Here is a 23,437-nt window from a genome sequence, read left to right as displayed (position 1 = left end):
TTGCCCCAATATCCGAGCCCGTATACTCTGAGTCGAGTATTTGAGTCGGGATCCAACGGGAGGGCGACGATGGCCAGAACACGGGCGTTCTCCCGAGGCAATCCGCTGGCGCTGGCGATCCTCGGGCTCGTCTCCGAGCGGCCCATGCATCCGTACCAGATGTCCCAGACCCTCAAGGACCGCGGCAAGGACGACTCCGTCAAGCTCAACTACGGATCGCTCTATTCGGTGGTCGAGTCGCTGGCCAAACAGGGAATGATCGAACCGGTCGGCACCGAGCGGGACGGAAACCGGCCACCGCGGACCGTCTACGGCATCACCGACTCCGGCGCCGCGGAGGTCGAGGCGTGGATGCGTGAACTCCTCTCGAGCCCGACCAAGGAATACACCCAGTTCCTCGCGGCGCTGTCGTTCATGCCGCTGCTGAGCCCGGACGTGTCGGTCCAGCTGCTGCGACAGCGCCTGGCCCGGCTCGACGACCGGATCGGGCAGCTCGACGCGACGATCGCCGCGACAGCGTCCTTCCTGCCCGAGCTGTTCGTCGTCGAGAACCAATACGAGCTCGCGCTGCTCCGGGCCGAGCGGGACTACGTCGCGAGCCTGGCCGGGCGCATCGCGGACGGCAGCCTCGGCGGCGTACGCGGCTGGCGGTCGCTGCACGAGCGGCTGGCCCAGGGCCCCATTCCCCCCGACGAACTCGATGCGATCTTCCGATCCGAGGGGGTACCGCCGCCACAGCACTAGCGACGAAACAGCAACGGCCCGGGTGCGCCAACACCCGAGCCGTCACCGGATCCGAACCGACCGACACTCGCGCATCGATGCGTTTCGTCTGCACCGATCAGCATAGACGCGCGAGGCACGCCGGTTCACCCACCACTCATGAGTGAGGAACCAGAGATGCACGCAGTGAACCCGGTCGCCGTCGAAGCGACCGACCTGGTCAAGACCTATCCGGGCGGCCGGAAACAACCGGACGTCAAAGCCCTTGACGGCCTGTCCTTCTCCATACCGGCGGGCACCGTGTACGGGATGCTCGGCCCGAACGGGGCCGGCAAGTCCACCACGACCAAGATCGCCGCCACGCTGTCGACCGCGACATCCGGCACCGTGCGGGTCGCCGGCTTCGATGTCGGCTCCGCCCCCGACGCGGTCCGCGGCCAGATCGGTTACGTCTCGCAGGGCACCGGTGCCGATCCCCGGCAGACCCCGTTGGAGTCGCTGATGATGGCCGCACGGCTACGCGGGGTCCCCCGGGCAGCCGCGCGCGACCGCGCGACCGAACTCCTCGCGCAGTTCGACCTCGCCGATGCCGCCGACCGGCGGGTCGGCACGCTGTCCGGCGGGATGCGACGCAAGCTCGACGTCGCGATCGGACTGATCCATGCGCCGGCGGTGCTGTTCCTCGACGAGCCGACCACCGGGCTCGACCCGGAGGCGCGGGCCGAGATGTGGGCCGAGATCCGCAGGCTCTCGGCCGAGACCTCGCTGACCGTCGTGCTCACCACGCACTACCTCGAGGAGGCGGACGAACTCGCCGACCGCCTGGTCATCATCGATCACGGCCGTGCGGTCGTCGAGGGCACGCCAGGTGAGCTCAAGGCCACGCTCGACGGCGACACCCTGTCCGTCGATCTGATCGAACCGGACCCCGCGTCGGTCCGCGCGGCGGCCGGCTCGATCGCCGCCCTGCGCGACGTGGTGGTCGAGGCCCGCGGCACCAGCGGCAGGCTCATCGCGAGGGCCGATGACGCCCCCGCGGTGATCGGCTCGGTCATCTCGGCCTTCGATTCGGCCGGAATCGGCTTCGGGGCGGTCTCGGTCTCGCGGCCGTCCCTCGACGACGTCTATCTCCACTACGTCGGCCACGCCTTCGAGGTCGACGCCCAGAACGGGAAGGCGGCCCGGTCATGACCACAGCGGTGCTCACCCACTCCCCCGCCCGCACCGACCATCGTGCCCGCTGGTCGGTCGCCGCGGGGCAGATATTCCGGCGCTGGAGCGTCAACACCATGCGCGAGGCCTGGGGCGTCGGGGTCTCGCTGTTGCAGCCGGTGATCTGGATCCTGTTGTTCGGTCAGGTCTTCACCTCGATCGGGACCATCCCCGGCTTCGGCTCCGACGGCTACATCACCTTCCTGGTGCCGGGAATCCTGATGATGACGGTCCTGTACTCCGGCGCCTGGGCGGGCACCGGCTACATCGAGGACATCGACAACGGCGTGATGGACCAGCTCCTCACCGCCCCGGTCCGTCGATCCGCGCTGGTGGCCGGCCAGCTCGCGCAGCAACTGGTGGTGGGGCTGCTGCAGTCCGCGATCGTGCTGGTGATCGGCTTCGCGGGCGGGGCCCGGTATCCGGGCGGAGTCTGGGGCGTCGGGCTGGCACTGGTCGCGGCGACCCTGCTGGCCGCCGCGTTCTGCTCCCTCTCGACCGCAGTCGCGCTGACGACCAGGAGTCACCTCGCGCTGATCGGCATCGCCCAGATGGTGGTGCTGCCGGTGACGTTCCTGTCCACCGCGATGATGCCGCGGGACCTCATGCCCGGGTGGGTGCAGGCCGTCTCTCGGTACAACCCGATGACATGGTCGGTAGAGATCGCCAGGACGGGCCTCGCCGGCACCGCGAACTGGGGCGAGATCGCCTGGCAGCTGGGCCTTCTGACCGCATTGGCCACCGCGGCGTTCGCCTGGTCGATCGCGGCGTTCAACAGTTACCGGCGCGCGCTCTAGATCCCGCTCCGCCCCCGAACACGACAGGGCCCCGCCGAGCTTCGGCGGGGCCCTGTCGCTTACGCGTCTAGGAGCCGAAAGGCAGCCCGGCCGAACCGGTTCCGCCGCCGCTACCGCCCGACACGTTCACGGACAATGTCGGCGAGGCCGACCCGAGGAATCGACCCGCGCCCGAGTACACCGCGGTGATCGGGTGACTCCCGTTCGTGTCGAAGGTGTGCGGGAGCGTCGCCTTGCCGTCCACGACGTTGACGGGTGCACCGATCGGGGCATCACCGTCCTTGAACTGCACGGTGCCTCCGGTGGGAACCGGGGCCACCGTCGCCGACAGCTCGACGGCGGTGCCCGCCGACGCCGAACCGGGCACGGTGAGCCCGGTCGTGGTCGCGGTGTCCGGCGTCTCGACGGTCGCGAAGACGCCGATCGGGTTGAACACCTGCGTCGAACCGAAGGTGTTCACATCGAACGTCAGGCCGCTGTCGAACGTGCCCGCGGGCGCGTTGTCCGGAACCTTGTACGACAGCTCCAACGACACCGTCCGGTTGACGTTCTTCGACAACATCCACGCACTGAGCGAATTCGACACCGACACCCGGTTGTTCGCCACATCCACGCTCGGCGTCACCGCCGACGTCGACGCCGCCGAGACCTTCGCACTGCCCGGCACGTACTCGAACCCGGCCGGATGCACATCGGTGATCTTGTTCAGGTACCGGTCGATGATGCTGTTCACCGAGAACTCGGTCCGATACGTCACCACCTCACCCGGGAACACCGAACCATCACCGAGCAACGTCTTCGTCGCCACGATGTTCGTGGACGTCACCGTCGCCGACTGCTGCGCCGCCGACGCGACACCACCACCGACCCCGAGACCGAGGGCGACAACGGCCGCCGCGCTGATCGCGGCCGCCGCGCGGCGCATCACCGTCTGAGACATGAGAATTCCTCCAAGGTGCTTGTGTGGAACTGAATGCGACCGGGCCCTGGTGATCAGGAGCCGAACCCGAGCGACCCGGTGCCGCCGGTGTTCGCCCCGGTGACCTTGAGTGCGGTGGCCGCGGAGGTCGACGCCTTGAAGCCGGGCGCACCCGAGTACACGCCGGTGATCTGATGATCACCCGCGGTGTTGAACGTGAACCACAGCGTGGCCTTGCCGTCCACCACGCCCACCGGGCCGCCGATCGGGGTGTCGCCGTCCTTGAACTGCACCGTGCCGCCTGCCGGGGCGGGGGTCACTGCGGCGACCAGGCTCACCTGGACGCCGGTCTGCGCGTCGTTCGCGAGGCTGAGCACCGTCGAGGTCGCGACGTCGGGCATCGACACCGCCACCGTCGAAGGCGCGGAGGTCGAACCCGCGAATCCCGGTACGCCCGAGTAGACCGCGGTGATACTGCGCGGGCCCGCCGTGGCGAACGCATGCGACAACGTCGCGGTGCCGTTCACGACATTGGCAGGCGCGCCGATGTTCACATCGCCGTCCTTGAACTGCACGGTGCCGCCCGCGACAGACGGGGACACTGAGGCCGACAGGTCAACCGCGACACCCACGGTCGCGGCCGCGGGAGCCGTCAGCTGCGTGGTGGTCGAGGCCGGGCCCTGCACGTCGATCGTCACGCCGATCGGGTTGAACACCTGCGTCGAACCGAAGGTGTTCACATCGAACGTCAGGCCGCTGTCGAACGTGCCCGCGGGCGCGTTGTCCGGAACCTTGTACGACAGCTCCAACGACACCGTCCGGTTGACGTTCTTCGACAACATCCACGCACTGAGCGAATTCGACACCGACACCCGGTTGTTCGCCACATCCACGCTCGGCGTCACCGCCGACGTCGACGCCGCCGAGACCTTCGCACTGCCCGGCACGTACTCGAACCCGGCCGGATGCACATCGGTGATCTTGTTCAGGTACCGGTCGATGATGCTGTTCACCGAGAACTCGGTCCGATACGTCACCACCTCACCCGGGAACACCGAACCATCACCGAGCAACGTCTTCGTCGCCACGATGTTCGTGGACGTCACCGTCGCCGACTGCTGCGCCGCCGACGCGACACCACCACCGACCCCGAGACCGAGGGCGACAACGGCCGCCGCGCTGATCGCGGCCGCCGCGCGGCGCATCACCGTCTGAGACATGAAAGTTCCTCCATTTGCAGCACAAAGCATTGTTGGATCGAAACAGAACTGAAGACTCAGGAACCGAACTGGCTGGAACCGAACGACCCGTCGCCACCGGCACCGGCCACCGTCACCGTGCTCGCCTGAGAACCCGCACCCGAGAAACCAGCGAACCCGGAGTACGTCACCGAGATCGAATGAGCACCCGGCGAATCAAAGGTATGCGACAGCTTCGCCTTACCGTCGACCACATTCACCGGACCACCGATCGGGGTCGCACCATCCTTGAACTGCACCGTGCCACCATTCGGAGTCGGCGACACAACCGCCGAGAACTCCACCACGACACCACGATCCGCAGTCGCAGGCGCCGTCAACACGATCGACGTCACCACATCCGGAACCGGAACCGACACCGACTGCACCGCAGAGGTCGAACCCAGGAAACCGGGAGCACCCGAGAACACAGCCGAAATCGCATGCGAACCAGCAGCAGCGAACGTATGCGACAGCACCGCCTTACCGTCCACCACATTCACCGGAGCACCCAGCGCCAGATCACCATTCTTGAACTGCACCGTGCCACCGGCGGGAGCGGGCGAGACCGTCGCCTTCAACTCCGCAGGCGCACCCACGAACGCCGTCGCAGGCACCGTCAGCTGGGTCGACGTCGCGACATCGGCAACCGACACGGTCACCGTCGCGGCAGGAGAGGTCGAACCGGTGAACCCGGCACCGCCGGAGTAGACAGCGGTGATCGACTTCGCACCCGCAGCATCAAAGGCGTGCGACAAGGTCGCCACACCAGCGTTCACCGCAACCGGACCACCGATGTTCGCAGCGCCGTCCTTGAACTGCACCGTCCCGGCCGCGGCAGCCGGAGCAACCGTCGCCTTCAACTCAACCGCAGCACCCACATTCGCCGTCGCAGGCACCGTCAACGTCGTGGTGGTCGCCTCATCGGGCACCGACACCGTCACCGTCGCCGCAGCCGAGGTCGAACCCGTGAAACCAGCACCACCCGAATACACAGCGGTGATCGACTTCGCACCCGCAGCATCAAAGCTGTGCGACAACGTCGCCACACCAGCGTTGAGAGTGACCGGACCACCGATGTTCGCAGCGCCGTCCTTGAACTGCACCGTGCCACCCGCGGCAGCCGGAGCAACCGTCGCCTTCAACTCAACCGCCGCACCCACATTCGCCGTCGCAGGCACCGTCAACGTCGTGGTGGTCGCCTCATCGGGCACCGACACCGTCACCGTCGCCGCAGCCGAGGTCGAACCCGTGAAACCCGCACCACCCGAATACACAGCGGTGATCGACTTCGCACCCGCAGCATCAAAGCTGTGCGACAACGTCGCCACACCAGCGTTGAGAGTGACCGGACCACCGATGTTCGCGGCACCATCCTTGAACTGCACCGTGCCACCCGCGGCAGCCGGAGCAACCGTCGCCTTCAACTCAACCGCCGCACCCACATTCGCCGTCGCAGGCACCGTCAACGTCGTGGTGGTCGCCTCATCGGGCACCGACACCGTCACCGTCGCCGCAGCAGACGTCGAACCCGTGAAACCCGCACCACCCGAATACACAGCGGTGATCGACTTCGCACCCGCAGCATCAAAGCTGTGCGACAACGTCGCCACACCACCGGCAACCGCAACCGGACCACCGATGTTCGCGGCACCATCCTTGAACTGCACCGTGCCACCCGCGGCAGCCGGAGCAACCGTCGCCTTCAACTCAACCGCCGCACCCACATTCGCCGTCGCAGGCACCGTCAACGTCGTGGTGGTCGCCTCATCCGGCACCGACACCGTCACCGTCGCCGCAGCAGACGTCGAACCCGTGAAACCCGCACCACCCGAATACACAGCGGTAATCGACTTCGCACCCGCAGCATCAAAGCTGTGCGACAACGTCGCCACACCACCGGCAACCGCAACCGGACCACCGATATTCGCGGCACCATCCTTGAACTGCACCGTGCCACCCGCGGCAGCCGGAGCAACCGTCGCCTTCAACTCAACAGCAGCACCCACATTCGCCGTCGCAGGCACCGTCAGCGTCGTCGTGGTCGCCGCGTCGGGAGCCGACACCGTCACCGCCTGGGCGGCCGACTGCGAGCCCTCGGCTGTGGCGGTCGGGAGGAACTTCGCGGAGAGGTTGTGCGCGCCGGCGGTGGACGGCGTCCAGCCGACCGTCACTGCGCTGCCGACGAGCGGTCCCTCACCGATCTTGGCGGCACCGTCGTAGAACTCGACGACATTGCCCACGGCGCCGCCCGCGACGGTCGCGGTCAGCTGCACGGCCTGCCCGACAGTCGCGGCCGGCACGGGGGCAAGCGTCGTGGTCGAGGCGTTCTTGCGGACCGACACCGTCGGGCCCTTGCCGTCATAGGTACCGCTGCCGAGCGTCCCGGAGTAGTGCACCGTGGTCATCAGCGGCACGCCTCGGGCACAGTCGGCACCCACCTTGTACGAGAACTCGAAGGTTCGCAGATTCGGCGAGATGCTCGGGTACAGCGCCCAGCTGCCGGACACCTTCGCGAAGTCGGCGCCCTGGCTGTCGAGTCCCTGTCCGGAACCGTCGACCTTCGCGGAGCCGTCCACATAGGTCAGGCACGGCGGATGGATGTCCTTGACCTGCTGGATGTACTCGACGACTCCGCCGGTCCGGTCGAAGACGGTCTTCGAGGTGATGGTGTCGCCTGCGGCCGGGGTGACGTCGCTGATCGTGCGGGTGATCCGCTCGTTCCCGTCATCCCAGGTCACCGAGCCCGGCGCCGCCGAGGCGACCCCGACCCCGAGACCGAGCACCGCGAGGGCGGCACCACTCACCGCCGCCACCGCGCGGCGCATCATCAGACCGGACATGAAAGTTCCTCCATTTGCAGCACAGAGCATTGTTGGATCGAAACAGAGCTAGAGACTCAGGAACCGAACTGGCTGGAACCGAACGACCCGTCGCCACCGGCACCGGCCACCGTCACCGTGCTCGCCTGAGAACCCGCACCCGAGAAACCTGCGAACCCGGAGTACGTCACCGAGATCGAATGAGCACCCGGCGAATCGAAGGTGTGCGACAGCTTCGCCTTACCGTCGACCACATTCACCGGACCACCGATCGGGGTCGCACCGTCCTTGAACTGCACCGTGCCACCATTCGGAGTCGGCGACACAACCGCCGAGAACTCCACCACGACACCACGATCCGCAGTCGCAGGCGCCGTCAACACGATCGACGTCACCACGGCGGGAACCGGAACCGACACCGACTGCACCGCAGAGGTCGAACCCAGGAAACCGGGAGCACCCGAGAACACGGCCGAAATCGCATGCGAACCAGCAGCAGCGAACGTATGCGACAGCACCGCCTTACCGTCCACCACATTCACCGGAGCACCCAGCGCCAGATCACCATTCTTGAACTGCACCGTGCCACCGGCGGGAGCGGGCGAGACCGTCGCCTTCAACTCCGCAGGCGCACCCACGAACGCCGTCGCAGGCACCGTCAGCTGGGTCGACGTCGCGACATCGGCAACCGACACGGTCACCGTCGCGGCAGGAGAGGTCGAACCGGTGAACCCGGCACCGCCGGAGTAGACAGCGGTGATCGACTTCGCACCCGCAGCATCAAAGGCGTGCGACAAGGTCGCCACACCAGCGTTCACCGCAACCGGACCACCGATGTTCGCAGCGCCGTCCTTGAACTGCACCGTCCCGGCCGCGGCAGCCGGAGCAACCGTCGCCTTCAACTCAACAGCAGCACCCACATTCGCCGTCGCAGGCACCGTCAACGTCGTGGTGGTCGCCTCATCCGGCACCGACACCGTCACCGTCGCCGCAGCCGAGGTCGAACCCGTGAAACCAGCACCACCCGAATACACAGCGGTGATCGACTTCGCACCCGCAGCATCAAAGCTGTGCGACAAGGTCGCCACACCACCGGCAACCGCAACCGGACCACCGATATTCGCGGCACCATCCTTGAACTGCACCGTGCCACCCGCAGCAGCCGGAGCAACCGTCGCCTTCAACTCAACCGCAGCACCCACATTCGCCGTCGCAGGCACCGTCAACGTCGTGGTGGTCGCCTCATCGGGCACCGACACCGTCACCGTCGCAGCAGCAGACGTCGAACCCGTGAAACCCGCACCACCCGAATACACAGCGGTAATCGACTTCGCACCCGCAGCATCAAAGCTGTGCGACAACGTCGCAACACCAGCGTTGACCACAACTGGGCCACCGATATTCGCGGCACCATCCTTGAACTGCACCGTCCCGGCCGCGGCAGCCGGAGCAACCGTCGCCTTCAACTCAACCGCCGCACCCACATTCGCCGTCGCCGGCACCGTCAACGTGGTCGTGGTTGCGGTCTCGGACACCGATACCGTCGGGCCCTTGCCGTCATAGGTGCCGCTGCCGAGCGTCCCGGCGTAGTGCACCGTCGTCATCAGCGGTACGCCGCGGGCGCAGTCGGCGCCCACCTTGTAGGAGAACTCGAAGGTCCGCAGGTTCGGCGAGATGTGCGGGTAGAGCGCCCAACTGCCCGCCACCTTCGCGAAGTCGGCGCCCTGGCTGTCGAGCCCGCGCGGCGAGCCGTCGACCTTCGCGGAACCCTCCACATAGGTCAGGCACGGCGGATGAATGTCCTTGACCTGCTGGATGTACTCGACAACCCCACCGGTCCGGTCGAAGGCGGTCGTCGACGTGATGGTGTCGCCGGCGGCCGGAGTGACGTCGCTGATCGTGCGGGTGATCCGCTCGCTCCCGTCGTCCCAGGTCACCGAGCCGGGCGCCGCCGAGGCGACACCACCGCCGATCCCCAGACCGAGCACCGCGAGGGCCGCACCACTCACCGCCGCCACCGCACGACGCATCACCGCATGTGACATTCTTGTTCCTCCATGCATCCAGGGACCGCGCGAATGCATAGCCAGACCTAGAACCGGTTACAGATCGCACGAAATGCGGCAACCATAACCAACCGCCATCGCGCTGCGATGCCAAATTGAGATGATTGCCGTCGCGGACATTCGTCCAACTGTGAAATTGCAGGTCAGAGGTTCACACCGCGAGACCATGGGTGAGCAGCGCCGCCAGTTCGAGATACGCCTGGGCGTCCGGGAGCCCCGTTGACTCCGCGACCCGGCGCTGCTGGATGCGCACCATCATCGCCGCGGCCACATCGGCGACGAAGGCGGCATTGACGTCCCGGAACTCGCCCTCCCGGACCCCCTCCGTGATCAGTTCCTGCACCCGTCGGGCGGCGAACCGAGTATTGCGCTCGTAGATCTCGCGGGCCGCGGCATTGCTCGCGAGGTCGTCCATGAAGCGGGTCAAGGCCGGCCGGAGTTGCTCGCCCACCGCCTCCAGGTAAGTCCCGATTCGTTCGCGCGCGCCGACGACACCGTCGAGCCGGGACTCCACGCGCTCGGTGGCACCCCGAAAGAAGTGCACCGTCGCGGCGCGGACCAGCTGTTCCTTGCTGTCCGCGAGCGCGTACAGCGTCGACTTCGAACACCGCAACCTGCCCGCGATGTCGTCGAGCGTCAGGTGGGCGAAGCCCTCCTCCAGGAGCAGGTCGACGAGCTGATCAAGCAGCTGCGCTCGGCGCGCGGCGCCACGCACGGCCGGAGCACTGGAGCGGGTTGCCATACCGCTAACTGTACTGCAGTATCTTTTCTAGTACTACTCACCGGAGGAGACCGCCGTGCCCGTCGAACGCCTGCTGCCCAGCCAGGAAGCCCGCGACCTGATCGAACTGACCCGCGACGTCGCGGACAAGGTGCTGGCACCGAAGGTGAACGAGCACGAGAAGTCGGAGACCTTCCCCGAGGGCGTCTTCCCGGCCCTCGGCCAGGCCGGGCTGCTGAGCCTGCCGTATCCCGAGGAGTTCGGCGGCGGCAACCAGCCGTACGAGGTGTACCTGCAGGTGCTCGAGGAACTCGCCGCGCGTTGGGCCGCCGTCGCCGTGGCGACCAGCGTGCACAGCCTCTCCTGCTTCGCACTTGCCACCCACGGCACCGACGAGCAGAAGTCCCGGTGGCTCCCGGACATGCTGGGCGGCAACACCATCGGCGCATACAGCCTCTCCGAGCCGCAGGCCGGCTCCGACGCCGCCGCGCTGAGCTGCAAGGCGACGCCCGTCGAAGGCGGTTTCCGGATCAACGGATCCAAGGCCTGGATCACCAACGGCGGCCGGGCCGACTTCTACACCCTGTTCGCGCGCACCAGCGACGACGGTCCGCGCGGCATCTCCTGCCTGCTTGTGGACTCCGGCACCGAGGGTTTGAGCTTCGGCAAGCCCGAGGAGAAGATGGGGCTGCGCGCCGTCCCCACCACGTCCGCCCACTACGACGATGCCTTCGTCCCGCAGGAGCGACTGATCGGAGCGCAGGGACAGGGCCTGCCGATCGCCTTCAGCGCGCTCGACTCGGGCCGCCTCGGCATCGCCGCGGTCGCGGTGGGGCTCGCCCAGGGCGCGCTCGACGACGCCGTCGCATACGCCAAGGAACGCAAGGCCTTCGGCAAGCGGATCATCGACCACCAGGGTCTCGGATTCCTGCTCGCGGACATGGCCGCCGCGGTCGACTCGGCCCGCGCGACCTACCTGGACGCGGCGCGCAGGCGCGACGCCGGCGTGCCTTACTCGCGCAACGCCAGCGTGGCGAAACTGGTCGCCACCGACGCCGCGATGAAGGTCACGACCGATGCCGTCCAGGTGTTCGGCGGGTACGGCTACACCCAGGATTTCCCGGTGGAGCGGTACATGCGCGAGGCCAAGATCACCCAGATCTTCGAGGGCACCAATCAGATTCAGCGCCTCGTGATCGCCCGATCACTGGCTGGCTGACCGGAGCAGGACCACTTCGGTGCTCTGTACACGAAAACCCGATGTGTCGCCCATCACGTTGCACTTACACTTCCCCCGCTGTCACATTGGTTGAACGATCCACAAAGTTGGATCGAGTGCGTGCGCAGACCAGTCGGGAGGTCGCGGGTGTCTTCGAATTCCGTGAGTGCGATCAGTGGTGCCCACTATCGGTCACTCATCCACAACGTCAACATGCCGGTGATCGTGCACAAGAGCGACGATGACGTTGTCGACGTCAACCGGGCCTTCGCAGACCTCCTCGGGTATTCACTACCCGAGGCGCGCACCCTGGGCCCTCGCCAATTCGTCCATCCGAGCCTCATCGAAGAACACGATCGCGGACACACCCAGTTGATCAACGGCGAGCAGCTCGGCCTGTCAGCCGACGTCGATCTGGTGCGCAAGGACGGCGGCGTCATCCGGGTCAAGGTCAACAAATCGGTCGCCCGGCACAACGCCGAAACCGTGGTGATGACCGTGATCGAGGGCGTCGCGCAGCTGGGCTGACCGCCGCCTGTTCGCCCGGTTCCCACTATTTCCCGTGCCGCAATACGCCGGGACCTGTTGCGGGACAGGTCGATCGGCAACCGATCACGCTCGGTTGCCGCGCAGTGATGTGCCGGTCGAGGTCGCGCCTTCGCCTCCCGGTGCACCAGCGTTCGCGATCTGCGCCGCGTCGCGGTCGCTGCCCGACTGCGACAATTGTGCTGATCATCATTCACCCATGACAGGAGGCGCCGACGTGCACAGCAGCGCGGCCGTGGCCATCAGGACCGGTACCGCCCTGAGCGTGCTCTCCGCCTTCACCTTCGGGATGTCGGGCCCGTTCGCCAAGTCGCTGATGGGTGTCGGCTGGTCCCCCGGCGGCACGGTGCTCGCACGGATCGCCGGGGCCGCCGTCGTGATGCTGGTCATCGCCGCGATCGCCGACCCGTCCGGACTGCGCACCGCACACCGGCACGCCAAGACGATCGTGCTGTACGGCCTGATGGCGGTGGCGGGCGTCCAGGCCAGCTTCTTCCTGGCGCTGCAGTACCTCTCGGTCGGCGTCGCCCTGATGATCCAGTTCCTCGCGCCGCTACTGGTCATCGGCTGGGCGTGGGCGACCCGGGGCGAGCGCCCCGGCCCGGTGACCCTGCTCGGCACTGCTCTGGCGCTGGCGGGCGCGGTTGGCGTGCTCGACCTGTTCGGGTCCGTCGAGGTCAGCCTCGCGGGCGTCGCGTGGTCGACCATCTCGATGGTCTGCCTGGCCTGCTTCTTCGTCATCTCGGACCGGACCTCCGACACGTTCAGCCCGCTGGTGCTGACCGCGACCGGGATGAGCGTCGGCGCCGTCGCGATCGGCTGCGTCGGACTGATCGGAGTGCTGCCGCTGAGCGCGACGGCCGCGGACACCACGCTGGGGTCGGTCGAGTTGGCCTGGTTCGTCCCGCTCGCCCTGCTGATCCTCGTGAGCACCGTCGTCGCCTACCTGTCGGGCAGTGCCGCGGTCGCCCGGATCGGGCCGACGTTGACCTCGCTGATCCTGCTGACCGAGGTGCTGTTCGCCGTCATCGCCTCGTGGATCCTGCTCGGCGAATCGATGACGCCCGTCCAGATCATCGGTGGTGCGGGGATGCTCGGCGGCATCGCGCTCGCCCGGCTCGGCGGCGCCGGCGGCCGACGACCACCGTTGCCCGCGCCGCAGCCCGCCGAGTGTGCAGTTACCGACCTGCCCTCTCGGCCGATGCCTCGGTAGCTGCACACTCGGCGATCAGTCGCCGCAGCAGCCGCCCGGCACCGCCCGCACCTCACGGGTGACGGCGTTGCGCTCGGCGAGATCCTCGTCGGCCGGGTAGTCCACCCGCACCAGGCTCAGCCCGTGCGCGGGCGCGACCAGCACCGAACTCGACCGCTCGCGCTGCTCCAACAGCCCGACCGTCCACTCGACGCTGCGGCGGCCCTCACCCACCGCCAGCATCGCGCCGACCAGGCTGCGGACCATCGACCAGCAGAAGGCGTCCGCGCTGACGTGCGCGATGACGATGTCGCCGTCGCGCACCCAGTCGAAGCGCTGCAACTCGCGGACCGTCGTCGCGTTCTCCTTGCGCCTGCAGAACGCGGCGAAGTCGTGCAGACCCAGCAGCCCGGCCGACGCCCGGCTCATCGCGTCGAGGTCCAGGTCCTTCGGCACCGAGACGGTGTCGCGGGCCCGCAACGGCTCTACGCCGTACTTCGCGGTGCTGATGCGGTATTCGTAATGCCTGCGGATCGCCGAGAACCGGGCGTCGAATTCGGCTGGCACCGCGGTGACCGCCTTGATCCGGACGTCCGGCGGCAGGAACCGCGCGAATCGGCGAACCAGCCGGCTGGGGTCGTCCAACGGCGCCGCGAGGTCCATGTGCGCGACCTGCCCGGCCGCGTGCACGCCCGCGTCGGTCCGTCCGGCGACGGTCAGTTCGACCGGTTCGCGGAACACGGTCGACAGTGCCTGCTCGAGCACCCCACACACCGTCCGGAGCCCGGGCTGGCGCGCCCAGCCGGAGAAGTCGGTGCCGTCATAGGTCACATCGAGGCGATAGCGAACGAACCCGCCACCCCCGGAGGGGGCGACGGGTTCGTTGCGAGGTTCTGACGCGTTCAGCGTTAGTCCTTCTTGGCCTCGTCCGCGTCGGCGGCGGTGGCGGTCTCGTCCTCGAGAGCCTCCACGACTGCGTCCGCGTTCTCGACCTCGGCCTCGGTCGCCTCGGCCTCGACGGCCTCCACGACGTTCTCGGCCGGGGCCTCCTGCGAAGCCTTCACGCGACGCGCGCGATCGGCCTCGGAGGTGACGGTCTGCTCCTTGACGAGCTCGATGATCGCCATCGGAGCGTTGTCACCCTTGCGGGGGACGGTCTTGATGATGCGGGTGTAGCCGCCATCGCGCTCCGCGTAGAACGGACCGATCTCCGCGAACAGGGTGTGCACGACATCCTTGTTGCGGATGACCTTGAGCACCTCACGACGGTGAGCCAGCGTACCGGCCTTCGCGTGCGTGATGAGCTTCTCGGCGTAGGGCCGCACGGCCTTGGCCTTGGCCTCGGTGGTGGTGATGCGACCGTGCTCGAAGAGCGCGGTGGCCAGATTGGCGTAGATCGCCTTCTGGTGCGAAGCCGACCCGCCGAAGCGAGCACCCTTCTTGGGCTTGGGCATGATGAATCTCCTAGTAAGGAACCGGTGAGCTGACTACAGCTGTTCGGTCTCGGCGTAGTCCTGGTCGTTGCCCTCGGCGTCGCTGAAGGCTCCGGCGTCCGTGTCGCTCCAGGTTCCGGTGGCGGCGTCGTAGCCGGCAACGGTGGTCGGATCGAAGGAGGCCGGGCTGTCCTTGAGGGCAAGGCCGAGCGAATGCAGCTTGACCTTCACCTCGTCGATGGACTTCTGACCGAAGTTGCGGATGTCCAGCAGATCGGACTCGGTGCGACCAACCAGCTCGCCGACGGTGTGAACACCCTCGCGCTTGAGGCAGTTGTAGGAACGGACGGTGAGGTCCAGGTCCTCGATTGGCAGTCCGAAGGAAGCGATGTGATCGGCCTCGGCGGGCGAGGGTCCGATCTCGATGCCTTCTGCTTCGACGTTCAGCTCACGGGCCAGGCCGAAGAGCTCAACCAGGGTCTTGCCCGCCGAGGCGAGCGCGTCCCGAGCAGTGATGGAGTTCTTGGTCTCCACGTCCAGCACGAGCCGATCGAAGTCGGTGCGCTGCTCGACGCGGGTGGCCTCCACCTTGTAGGTGACCTTGAGCACCGGCGAGTAGATCGAGTCGACCGGGATGCGGCCGATCTCGGCGCCGGACGCCTTGTTCTGGACGGCGGGGACATAGCCGCGACCGCGCTCGACGACGAGCTCGATCTCCAGCTTGCCCTTGTCGTTCAGGGTGGCGATGTGCAGATCCGGGTTGTTCACCGTGACGCCGGCCGGGGGCACGATGTCGCCTGCAGTCACGGCACCGGGGCCCTGCTTGCGGACGTACATGGTGACCGGCTCGTCCTCTTCGGAGCTCACGACCAGGCCCTTGAGGTTCAGGATGATGTCGGTGACATCTTCCTTCACGCCGGGGACGGTGGTGAACTCGTGCAGGACGCCGTCGATACGGATGCTGGTGACAGCAGCGCCGGGGATCGACGACAGCAGGGTGCGGCGAAGCGAGTTGCCGAGGGTGTACCCGAAGCCGGGCTCAAGGGGCTCGATGACGAACTTCGAGCGGTTGTCAGCGATGACCTCTTCGGTCAGCGTGGGTCGCTGAGAAATGAGCATGTGGTTTTCCTCCTGTACGGACGTCCGCTATTTGACGCCCACGATGGATGGCGCCTCCGGCACCCGTGCGCCTTCCCCCAGCCGGGGCTGTCGGAAAGGCGCACGGGGCACAAGGCATTACTTCGAGTACAGCTCCACGATCAGCTGCTCCTGCAGCGGAACGTCGATCTGCGCGCGCTCGGGCACATTGTGGACCAGGACGCGGAGGCGACCCGGAACGACCTGCAGCCAGCCGGGAACCGGACGGTCGCCGACGGTCTCGCGGGCAACCTGGAACGGCAGCGTGCTCAGCGACTTCTCCTTGACATCGATGATGTCGTACTGAGAAACGCGGTAGCTCGGGATGTCGACCTTCTTGTTGTTCACGAGAAGGTGGCCGTGGCTGACGAGCTGGCGGGCCTGACGACGGGTACGGGCCAGGCCGGCGCGGTACACGACGTTGTCGAGACGGGTCTCGAGGATGCGCAGCAGGTTCTCGCCGGTCTTACCCGGGCGACGCACCGCTTCCTTGTAGTAGCGGACGAACTGCTTCTCCATGACGCCGTAGGTGAAGCGAGCCTTCTGCTTCTCCTGCAGCTGGAGCAGGTACTCGCTCTCCTTGATCCGCGCGCGGCCGTGCTGGCCCGGCGGGTAGGGGCGACGCTCGAACGCCTGGTCTCCTCCGACGAGGTCGACGCGCAGACGACGCGACTTGCGGGTGATGGGGCCGGTATAACGTGCCATTTTCTAAACCTTTCCTTCCCGCTAGACCCGACGCCGCTTGGGCGGACGGCAGCCGTTGTGCGGCTGAGGGGTGACATCGGAGATGGTGCCGACCTCGAGGCCAGCAGCCTGCAGCGAGCGGATCGCGGTCTCGCGTCCCGAGCCGGGGCCCTTGACGAAGACGTCGACCTTCTTCACGCCGTGCTCCTGCGCCTTGCGGGCAGCGCTCTCGGCGGCCAGCTGAGCGGCGAACGGGGTCGACTTACGCGAACCCTTGAAGCCCACATGGCCCGAGGACGCCCACGAGATGACGTTGCCGGCCGGGTCCGTGATGGACACGATGGTGTTGTTGAAGGTGCTCTTGATGTGAGCGGCGCCGTGCGGGACGTTCTTCTTGTCCCTGCGACGTGCCTTCTGGGTCTTCTTCGGACCGGTGCGTGACTTAGGGGGCATTACTTCGCCTTCTTCTTGCCGGCAATGGTGCGCTTGGGGCCCTTGCGGGTGCGCGCGTTGGTCTTGGTGCGCTGTCCACGCACGGGCAGACCACGACGGTGGCGCAGGCCCTGGTAGCAGCCGATCTCGATCTTGCGACGAATGTCCGCCTGAACCTCGCGGCGAAGGTCACCCTCGACCTTCAGCGACTCCTCGATGTACTCGCGGAGCTTGGTCAGATCCTCGTCACTGAGGTCCTTGCTGCGCAGATCCGGGTTGACACCGGTGGCCGCGAGGATCTCCTTGGAGCGGGTACGGCCGACGCCGTAGATGTAGGTCAGTGCGATCTCCATACGCTTTTCGCGAGGAAGATCAACACCTGCGAGACGTGCCATGTTGGCATTTCCTATCGGTGTGCGGAGGTCTGCTCCCAGTCCGTCCCCTGTGTCCTCTGATCGCTCAGAGCGTCTTTCAACTAACTCAGTGGGGCCCCGGCCTCCGTGCCGGGGGTGCACCCGGATGTGCTGCTCGGGCCGAAACCCGTTGGCCGTCATCCTGGCTGGTGCTGAGAGGTCTTCTTTTCAGTTGCGTCGGACAAGCCGATCGCAAGTCGTGCAGGTGGTTATCCCTGACGCTGCTTGTGACGCAGGTTGTCGCAGATGACCATGACCCGGCCGTTACGACGGATCACCTTGCACTTCTCGCAGATCTTCTTGACGCTGGGCTGAACCTTCACGTCTGTCTAATCTCCTGTGTGGTCGCCCACCGGTGGGTGGACATGGTTTCCCCAGGCCAGATGTGGCCCGGGAAGTGTGTGTTACTTGTACCGGTAGACGATGCGACCGCGAGAGAGGTCATAGGGCGACAGCTCTACGACGACACGGTCTTCCGGCAGGATGCGAATGTAGTGCTGACGCATCTTCCCGCTGATGTGCGCGAGGACCTTGTGGCCGTTCTCGAGCTCAATGCGGAACATTGCATTGGGCAGCGGTTCGACTACGCGTCCCTCGACCTCGATGGCCCCGTCTTTCTTAGCCATATCCTCCGCGATCCGTTGGTGGGCATCGTTCTCCGTTACGGTGATGCGCAAGCGGTAGAGAACCGGCGAGCCGCACAGACGCACGAAACGACCGGCACGCAGGGCGCACCGTTGATCTAGCTTACCGGAGTTCGCTCACCAGGCCAAATGCGGGTTCAATCCCCCCGAACCCCAGAAGGGACGTGAAGAGTGCGCGCGGTGGTGCAACGGGTCACCGAGGCGGCCGTCGAGGTCGACGGTCACACCGTCGCCAGCATCGCGCCGGACGGCCAGGGGCTGCTGGTCCTGCTCGGCGTCGGACACGGCGATGATCTCGCGGTCGCCGGCGCCCTCGCCGCGAAGGTGTGGAAGCTCCGCATCCTGGACGACGAGCGCTCGGCCTCCGACATCGGCGCGCCGATCCTGGTGGTCAGCCAGTTCACGCTGCTCGCGGACACCCGCAAGAGTCGGCGCCCGTCCTGGTCGGCCGCCGCGCCGCGCGCCGTGGCCGAGCCGCTGGTGGACGCGTTCGCCGACGCGCTGCGCGGGCTGGGCGCGGACGTCCAGACCGGACACTTCGGCGCGCACATGCGCGTCAGCTCGGTCAACGACGGCCCCGTCACACTGCTGCTCGAGGCCTGAGGAGGCTCGTTCGGCTCCTCACCCGTGCCAGCGACGGTAGGCCTCGGCCGCACCCGGGTGCAGCGGAACCCCAGCGGTGGTGATCAACGAGCGGCCGTCGAGGAACTGGGTGCCCGACGCCTCCGGGGGCACCAGATCGGCGGCCCGGTACAGCAGCAGGTCGACCACCTCGGCCGCGAGCACATCAGCCAGACCCTCCGCCGCCAGCAACAGGTTCGCGACTCCGACCGTGCCGACGGCGGGGCCGCCCGGGTACGCGTCCGCGGGGATCGTCACCGGGTCGTACACCTGCCCGAACCGGTCCCTCATAGGCGAAACCAGCTCGGACAGGTCTACCAGTCGCATGCGGGCGGGAATGTCCAACGCCGCGGTCGGCACCCCGCCCGCCCAGAGCAATGCGTCGATGGAGCCCGCCTCGAGCTCTTCGGTCGCCGCATCCAACGGCAGGTGGGTGACGGTGAGCTCCGAGGCGGGATCCAGCCCGGCCGCGATCATCAGGCGCTCGCCGGTCAGCGCGGCACCGGAACCCTCCGCACCCAGGTTCACCCGCATTCCCCGTAGGTCCCCCGCCGCCCCGACCGGGCTGTCCGCACGGACCACCAGCTGGAGATAGTTCTCGTACACCCGGCCGATGGCCACGGCGTCCACCGTCATCGGATCGACCGAGTCCGCGAGCGTGAGGGCCAGGTCCACCTCACCGCGGGCCAGCAGGTCGAGGTTCTCGCGGGATCCGCTGGTGACCACCGGCTCGATCCGCAGGTCGTCGGTTTCGGCGGCCGCCCGCGCCAGCAGTCCGGCGAAGGCGTGATACAGACCGCCGTACTCGCCGGACGCGATCCGCACTACCGCGGGACCCGATCGCGAGCCGCACCCGGCCGCGGCGGCCAGCGCTCCCGTGGCGGCCAGGGCGAGGAACCCGCGGCGGGTGATCACGACGCCGACCCGTCGCCAGACGCGTTGCCTGCGCGTCCCGGGTCCGTCGCGGGCAGCCGCACAGTGACGGCGAGCCCGTGCGGAGAGACCCTGGCGATCGTCATCGTGCCCCGGTTCGCCCGGGCAAGGGCCCGCGCGATGGGCAGGCCGAGCCCTGAGCCCCCGGCGGGCCCTCCGGCCGCACTCGTGCCCCGGAAGAACCGGGTGTCGAGGCGGTCGACCTCCGGGGCGGACACGCCGACCCCGTCGTCCGCGATCTCGATCCTCGTCCATCCCGGCTCCGTGGACACGGTGATCCGGGTGTGCGACCCTGCCCCCGCGTATCGGCACGCGTTGCTCAAGGGGACATCCAGGATCTGCGCCAGGACGTCGGGCGAGACCGCCGCCTCGTGTGACGGCCCGGGTTCGACCAGGGTGAGCTCCACCCCCGCCCGCGCAAACGCCTGATGCCAGGCGTCGACCCGTTCGTGGGCAACCGAAGCGGGATCGCAGCGTTCAGTCACCGTCGAGGCCGGGTCGGCAGGGGCGAACCCGGACGCGCTCGGCGACCGCGAGTGCCAGTAGACCGTCGAGAAGGGAGGTGAGCCGGTCGACCTCGGCGGCGGCGCCGCGGAAGGTGGCGGCCGCGCGGTCCGGGATCGAGGTCTCCAGCGAATCCAATCGGATCGTGAGGGCCGCCAGCGGATTACGCATCGCATGCGCGGTGTCCGCCACCAGCTGCCGCTGCGCCTCGGCCGAGTCGGCGACCGCCGCCGCCATCGCATCGAAGGACTCGGTCAGTTCGCGGACCTCCGGCGGCCCGCCGTAGCGACGCGCGATCGAGGCGGGCGCACCCTGCCCGTGCCGGGGGGCCGGCAGGGTCGCGGTCAGCGCGGCGACCCCGTCGGACAGTTCCCCGAGTGGTCGCAGCACCCACCGGCTCAATACCAGCGCCAGCGCCGTGAACACGGCCATCGCGACCACCGCTCCGGCCGTGATGACCGCCCACGCCCGCGCGATGTCCGTTCGCGCGCGTTCGGTGGACGCCTCGATCACCACCGCGCCGTCCACCTGGACGCCGGTGCCGACCGGCCGGGCCACCAGCATGGCGGGCGCGCTCCACGGCATCAGCCGCTCGGTCACGGCGGGCCGCTGGTTACGGCGGGCGGCCGCGACGGCGTCCCCGATGGCGGGATCGCTCCGCTCGATGCCGGCCTCGACCACCACGGCGCCCCGCGCGTCGACGACGAGCACTCCCTCGGAGTAGAGGTCCGAGTACCGCGCGACCTCGTCGGCAAGGGCTCTGGGGTCACCCGATCCCACCGCGTCGCCGGAGAGCAGGGCGAACCTGTCCGCATCACCGCTGCGCGCCAGCACGAGCTGTTGCGTGCGGTTGGTGGCGACGGTCAGCGTCAACGGCACCGCGAACGCCAGCACCGCGAGGGCGGCGAATCCCGTCAGCGCGGCGAGCAGCCGTCGGCGCATCGCGGGATCTCCCTTCCGGTCACGAACCCCACCGGTAGCCGAATCCTCTGATCGTCGTGATCAGTCCCGGCCGGTTCAGCTTCGATCGCAGACCGGTCATGTGCACGTCCAGCGACCGTGAGACGGCGACGAACGCGTCGCCCCAGATCCGATCCATCAACTGCTGCCTGCTCACCGCGGACCCCGGCCGCTCGACGAGCACCTCCACCAGTGCGAACTCCTTCTGGGTCAGCCCGATGTCCACCCCGTCCACCTCGACGACGCGAGCGCGCCGGTCCACCCGGACATCGCCGGTGACCACCACGTCTGCGGCGCGGGCCGGCGACGGCGCCTGCGCCGCGCGCCTGGTGACGGTGTCCAGCCGCGCCGTCAGCTCCGCGATGCGCGGCGGCTTGACCAGGTAGTCGTCGGCGCCACCGCGCAGACCGCGAACGATCGACCGCTCATCGCTGCGCGCGGTGAGGATGAGAACCGGGACCGAGCTCACCTCACGTAGCTGCCGCAGCACCTGCAGGCCGTCCGCATCGGGTAGGCCGAGATCGAGGATCACCGCGTCGAATCCGCGGTGCGCCACGAGCAGGTCCGAACCGCGCCGCATGCGCTCGGCGACGTGGCCGCGGGCCCCGAGGGCCTCGATCAAGGCCTCGCCGACCCCGTCGTCGTCCTCCACCACCGCTATCCGCACGCGCCGACCCTCCCCCCGCTCCGGAGAAGGGTCGGCGGGCGCAGCGCGCGGTCAGTTGTGGACGCCAACGATCTCCCTGTCCCGTGCATCGGCTCCGGCGGCGGCACCGGCCTCTGCCTCAATGGTGGACTGCGCCGATGTTTCCCGCATGAAGAAGTAGGTGATCAGTGAGATCGCCACGCAACCGGCGACGTACCAGAAGAACAGCGACTCGTGGCCGGCCTTCTTCAGTCCGAGCGCGATCAACTCGGCGGTGCCGCCGAAGATCGCCACGGTCAACGCGTACGGGAGCCCGACGCCGAGGGCCCGGATCTTCGTCGGGAACAGTTCGGCCTTCACGATCGAGTTGATGGAGGTGTAGCCGGTGATCAGTACCAGCGCGAGCATCATCAGACCGAAAGCGGCGAACGGGTTGGTGGTCTGTGCCAGCACCGTCATGATCGGCACCGTCAGCACCGTGCCGCCGACGCCGAAGAAAATCAGCAACTTGCGCCTGCCGATGCGATCCGACAGCGCACCAGCCAGCGGCTGCAGCACCACGAAGGCGAGCAGCGCGACGAAGTTGATCCACGCGACCGTCGTCTTCGAGATACCGGAGGTGTTGATCATGAACTTCTGCATGTAGGTGGTGTACGTGTAGAACGCGACGGTGCCGCCGATCGTCAGACCGACCACCAGCAGGCACTCACGCGGGTACTGCAGCAGGACCCGCAGCGAGCCGCGGGACTGCGCGGGCGTCTGCGCGTTTCGCGCGGTCTCCGCCCGGAACGACTCCGATTCGTCCATGCCACGACGAAGCAGCATCACCACCACCGCACCGGTGGCGCCGATCAGGAACGGGATCCGCCAGCCCCAGCTGTACATCTGCTCGGAGGTCAGCACCTGCTGCAGCACGATCTGCACGCCGAGGGCGGTCAGCTGGCCTGCCACGAGCGTCACGTACTGGAAGCTCGAATAGAACCCGCGCTTGCCGGGCGAGGCCACCTCCGACAGGTAAGTCGCGCTGGTGGCGTACTCACCACCCACGGAGAGGCCCTGCAGCAGGCGCGCGAGGAGCAGCAGCACGGGAGCCGCGATACCGATCGTGGCGAAGCCCGGAGTCAGCGCGATCATCAGCGACCCCGCCGCCATCACCGTGACCGACAGGGTGAGCGCGGACCGCCTGCCGAACTTGTCCGCGTAGCGACCGAGCGCCCAGCCGCCGAGCGGGCGCATCAGGAATCCGACGGCGAACACGGCCGCGGTTGACAGCAGCTGGGCGGTCGGCTCCCCCTCCGGGAAGAACGCCTTCGCGAAGTACACGCTGAACGCTGCGTAGACGTACCAGTCGTACCACTCGACCAGGTTGCCGATCGACCCACGCAGCACGTTGGCGACGACTCTCCGCTCACCGACGTTCTTTGTCGTGCTCATCAGATCTCCTTCCGGACGCCCCATTGCGCCGCTCGGAGATACTGTGGTCGCTGTCACACAGGGCGGGAAGGCCTGCGCGGCTTTCCTAACACTCCCTTAGGCAAGTCGCGCCCGAGCCCGGATCCGTTGCCCCGAAACCAG

The 23,437-nt window shown here is 67.7% G+C and carries 25 protein-coding genes; 7 read left to right on the top strand and 18 right to left on the bottom strand.

The features are described 5' to 3' along the window. Positions 1–69 precede the first annotated feature (69 nt). From JOE46_RS24650 to JOE46_RS24640, 3 genes are all read left to right on the top strand, one after another. Positions 70–744: a PadR family transcriptional regulator gene (locus JOE46_RS24650; protein WP_097210373.1), complete on the top strand. Its 675-nt coding sequence runs from the start codon at positions 70–72 to the stop codon at positions 742–744. A 156-nt stretch (positions 745–900) separates the two neighbouring features. Then, a complete protein-coding gene (locus JOE46_RS24645) occupies positions 901–1,914 on the top strand; it encodes an ABC transporter ATP-binding protein (RefSeq protein WP_209928746.1) in 1,014 nt (337 codons plus the stop codon). Beyond that, positions 1,911–2,732, top strand: coding sequence for an ABC transporter permease (locus tag JOE46_RS24640; RefSeq protein WP_209928745.1), 822 nt, complete (start codon positions 1,911–1,913; stop codon positions 2,730–2,732). The genes JOE46_RS24645 and JOE46_RS24640 overlap by 4 nt, the downstream gene beginning before the upstream one ends. Positions 2,733–2,799: 67 nt before the next feature. Here JOE46_RS24640 and JOE46_RS24635 read toward each other — a convergent pair whose 3' ends face one another. The 5 genes from JOE46_RS24635 to JOE46_RS24615 all read right to left on the bottom strand — a co-directional run bounded on the left by JOE46_RS24635 (position 2,800) and on the right by JOE46_RS24615 (position 10,519). Then, positions 2,800–3,672, bottom strand: coding sequence for an Ig-like domain-containing protein (locus JOE46_RS24635; RefSeq protein ID WP_097210370.1), 873 nt, complete (start codon positions 3,670–3,672; stop codon positions 2,800–2,802). 53 nt (positions 3,673–3,725) lie between these two features. Next, positions 3,726–4,871 carry an Ig-like domain-containing protein gene (locus JOE46_RS24630; RefSeq protein ID WP_209928743.1) on the bottom strand — a complete coding sequence of 382 codons (1,146 nt, stop codon included), beginning with the start codon at positions 4,869–4,871 and terminating at the stop codon, positions 3,726–3,728. 56 nt (positions 4,872–4,927) lie between these two features. After that, the gene (locus JOE46_RS24625) at positions 4,928–7,732 is read right to left on the bottom strand and encodes an Ig-like domain-containing protein (protein WP_209928741.1); all 2,805 of its coding nucleotides are present in this window, start codon (positions 7,730–7,732) and stop codon (positions 4,928–4,930) included. 56 nt (positions 7,733–7,788) lie between these two features. Then, a complete protein-coding gene (locus JOE46_RS24620; RefSeq protein ID WP_209928738.1) occupies positions 7,789–9,756 on the bottom strand; it encodes an Ig-like domain-containing protein in 1,968 nt (655 codons plus the stop codon). A 172-nt stretch (positions 9,757–9,928) separates the two neighbouring features. Beyond that, positions 9,929–10,519 (bottom strand): TetR/AcrR family transcriptional regulator, encoded by a 591-nt coding sequence (locus JOE46_RS24615; RefSeq protein WP_209928736.1) that lies wholly within the window; start codon positions 10,517–10,519, stop codon positions 9,929–9,931. A gap of 55 nt (positions 10,520–10,574) precedes the next feature. Here JOE46_RS24615 and JOE46_RS24610 point away from each other — a divergent pair, with 55 nt between their 5' ends. From JOE46_RS24610 to JOE46_RS24600, 3 genes are all read left to right on the top strand, one after another. Next, complete coding sequence (locus JOE46_RS24610; protein WP_209928735.1) at positions 10,575–11,717, top strand: acyl-CoA dehydrogenase family protein; 1,143 nt, start codon at positions 10,575–10,577, stop codon at positions 11,715–11,717. Between the two features lie 147 nt (positions 11,718–11,864). After that, positions 11,865–12,245 carry a PAS domain S-box protein gene (locus JOE46_RS24605; protein ID WP_209928734.1) on the top strand — a complete coding sequence of 127 codons (381 nt, stop codon included), beginning with the start codon at positions 11,865–11,867 and terminating at the stop codon, positions 12,243–12,245. Between the two features lie 217 nt (positions 12,246–12,462). Further along, positions 12,463–13,476 carry a DMT family transporter gene (locus JOE46_RS24600; protein WP_209928733.1) on the top strand — a complete coding sequence of 338 codons (1,014 nt, stop codon included), beginning with the start codon at positions 12,463–12,465 and terminating at the stop codon, positions 13,474–13,476. Positions 13,477–13,491: 15 nt separating this feature from the next. Here the strand turns inward: JOE46_RS24600 and truA are convergent, their stop codons facing one another. From truA to infA, 8 genes are all read right to left on the bottom strand, one after another. Beyond that, a complete protein-coding gene (truA, locus tag JOE46_RS24595; protein ID WP_097211082.1) occupies positions 13,492–14,361 on the bottom strand; it encodes a tRNA pseudouridine(38-40) synthase TruA in 870 nt (289 codons plus the stop codon). A 2-nt stretch (positions 14,362–14,363) separates the two neighbouring features. Next, on the bottom strand, positions 14,364–14,909 hold the full coding sequence (rplQ, locus tag JOE46_RS24590) for a 50S ribosomal protein L17 (protein ID WP_077040854.1): 546 nt from the start codon (positions 14,907–14,909) through the stop codon (positions 14,364–14,366). Between the two features lie 33 nt (positions 14,910–14,942). Then, a complete protein-coding gene (locus JOE46_RS24585) occupies positions 14,943–16,007 on the bottom strand; it encodes a DNA-directed RNA polymerase subunit alpha (RefSeq protein ID WP_077040853.1) in 1,065 nt (354 codons plus the stop codon). Positions 16,008–16,124: 117 nt separating this feature from the next. Continuing rightward, positions 16,125–16,730: a 30S ribosomal protein S4 gene (gene rpsD, locus JOE46_RS24580; protein ID WP_077040852.1), complete on the bottom strand. Its 606-nt coding sequence runs from the start codon at positions 16,728–16,730 to the stop codon at positions 16,125–16,127. A gap of 21 nt (positions 16,731–16,751) precedes the next feature. After that, on the bottom strand, positions 16,752–17,162 hold the full coding sequence (gene rpsK, locus JOE46_RS24575; RefSeq protein ID WP_077040851.1) for a 30S ribosomal protein S11: 411 nt from the start codon (positions 17,160–17,162) through the stop codon (positions 16,752–16,754). Continuing rightward, positions 17,162–17,536, bottom strand: coding sequence for a 30S ribosomal protein S13 (rpsM, locus tag JOE46_RS24570; protein WP_027503171.1), 375 nt, complete (start codon positions 17,534–17,536; stop codon positions 17,162–17,164). The genes rpsK and rpsM overlap by 1 nt, the downstream gene beginning before the upstream one ends. 227 nt (positions 17,537–17,763) lie before the next feature. Next, positions 17,764–17,877, bottom strand: coding sequence for a 50S ribosomal protein L36 (gene rpmJ, locus JOE46_RS24565; RefSeq protein WP_025347279.1), 114 nt, complete (start codon positions 17,875–17,877; stop codon positions 17,764–17,766). A gap of 81 nt (positions 17,878–17,958) precedes the next feature. Beyond that, positions 17,959–18,180: a translation initiation factor IF-1 gene (gene infA, locus JOE46_RS24560; RefSeq protein WP_003418601.1), complete on the bottom strand. Its 222-nt coding sequence runs from the start codon at positions 18,178–18,180 to the stop codon at positions 17,959–17,961. Positions 18,181–18,369: 189 nt separating this feature from the next. Between infA and dtd the strand changes: the two genes are divergently transcribed. Further along, positions 18,370–18,801 carry a D-aminoacyl-tRNA deacylase gene (dtd, locus tag JOE46_RS24555; protein WP_209928731.1) on the top strand — a complete coding sequence of 144 codons (432 nt, stop codon included), beginning with the start codon at positions 18,370–18,372 and terminating at the stop codon, positions 18,799–18,801. A gap of 18 nt (positions 18,802–18,819) precedes the next feature. Here the strand turns inward: dtd and JOE46_RS24550 are convergent, their stop codons facing one another. From JOE46_RS24550 to JOE46_RS24535, 5 genes are read right to left on the bottom strand one after another with little or no spacing between them, the layout of a single operon-like run. Continuing rightward, positions 18,820–19,734: a TAXI family TRAP transporter solute-binding subunit gene (locus JOE46_RS24550; protein ID WP_097211080.1), complete on the bottom strand. Its 915-nt coding sequence runs from the start codon at positions 19,732–19,734 to the stop codon at positions 18,820–18,822. Then, complete coding sequence (locus JOE46_RS27035; RefSeq protein ID WP_307861334.1) at positions 19,731–20,237, bottom strand: HAMP domain-containing sensor histidine kinase; 507 nt, start codon at positions 20,235–20,237, stop codon at positions 19,731–19,733. Before JOE46_RS27035 ends, JOE46_RS24550 begins: the two co-directional genes overlap by 4 nt. Beyond that, positions 20,230–21,198, bottom strand: coding sequence for a histidine kinase dimerization/phospho-acceptor domain-containing protein (locus tag JOE46_RS24545; protein WP_307861333.1), 969 nt, complete (start codon positions 21,196–21,198; stop codon positions 20,230–20,232). Before JOE46_RS24545 ends, JOE46_RS27035 begins: the two co-directional genes overlap by 8 nt. Positions 21,199–21,217: 19 nt before the next feature. Further along, the gene (locus JOE46_RS24540; protein ID WP_097211078.1) at positions 21,218–21,883 is read right to left on the bottom strand and encodes a response regulator transcription factor; all 666 of its coding nucleotides are present in this window, start codon (positions 21,881–21,883) and stop codon (positions 21,218–21,220) included. Between the two features lie 51 nt (positions 21,884–21,934). Then, on the bottom strand, positions 21,935–23,296 hold the full coding sequence (locus tag JOE46_RS24535; protein ID WP_209928730.1) for an MFS transporter: 1,362 nt from the start codon (positions 23,294–23,296) through the stop codon (positions 21,935–21,937). Between the last annotated feature and the right edge of the window lie 141 nt (positions 23,297–23,437).

This window comes from Rhodococcus sp. PvR099, from assembly GCF_017833315.1.
Lineage (GTDB): Bacteria > Actinomycetota > Actinomycetes > Mycobacteriales > Mycobacteriaceae > Rhodococcus_G > Rhodococcus_G oryzae.
This window is presented reverse-complemented; position numbering and strand designations above follow the sequence as displayed.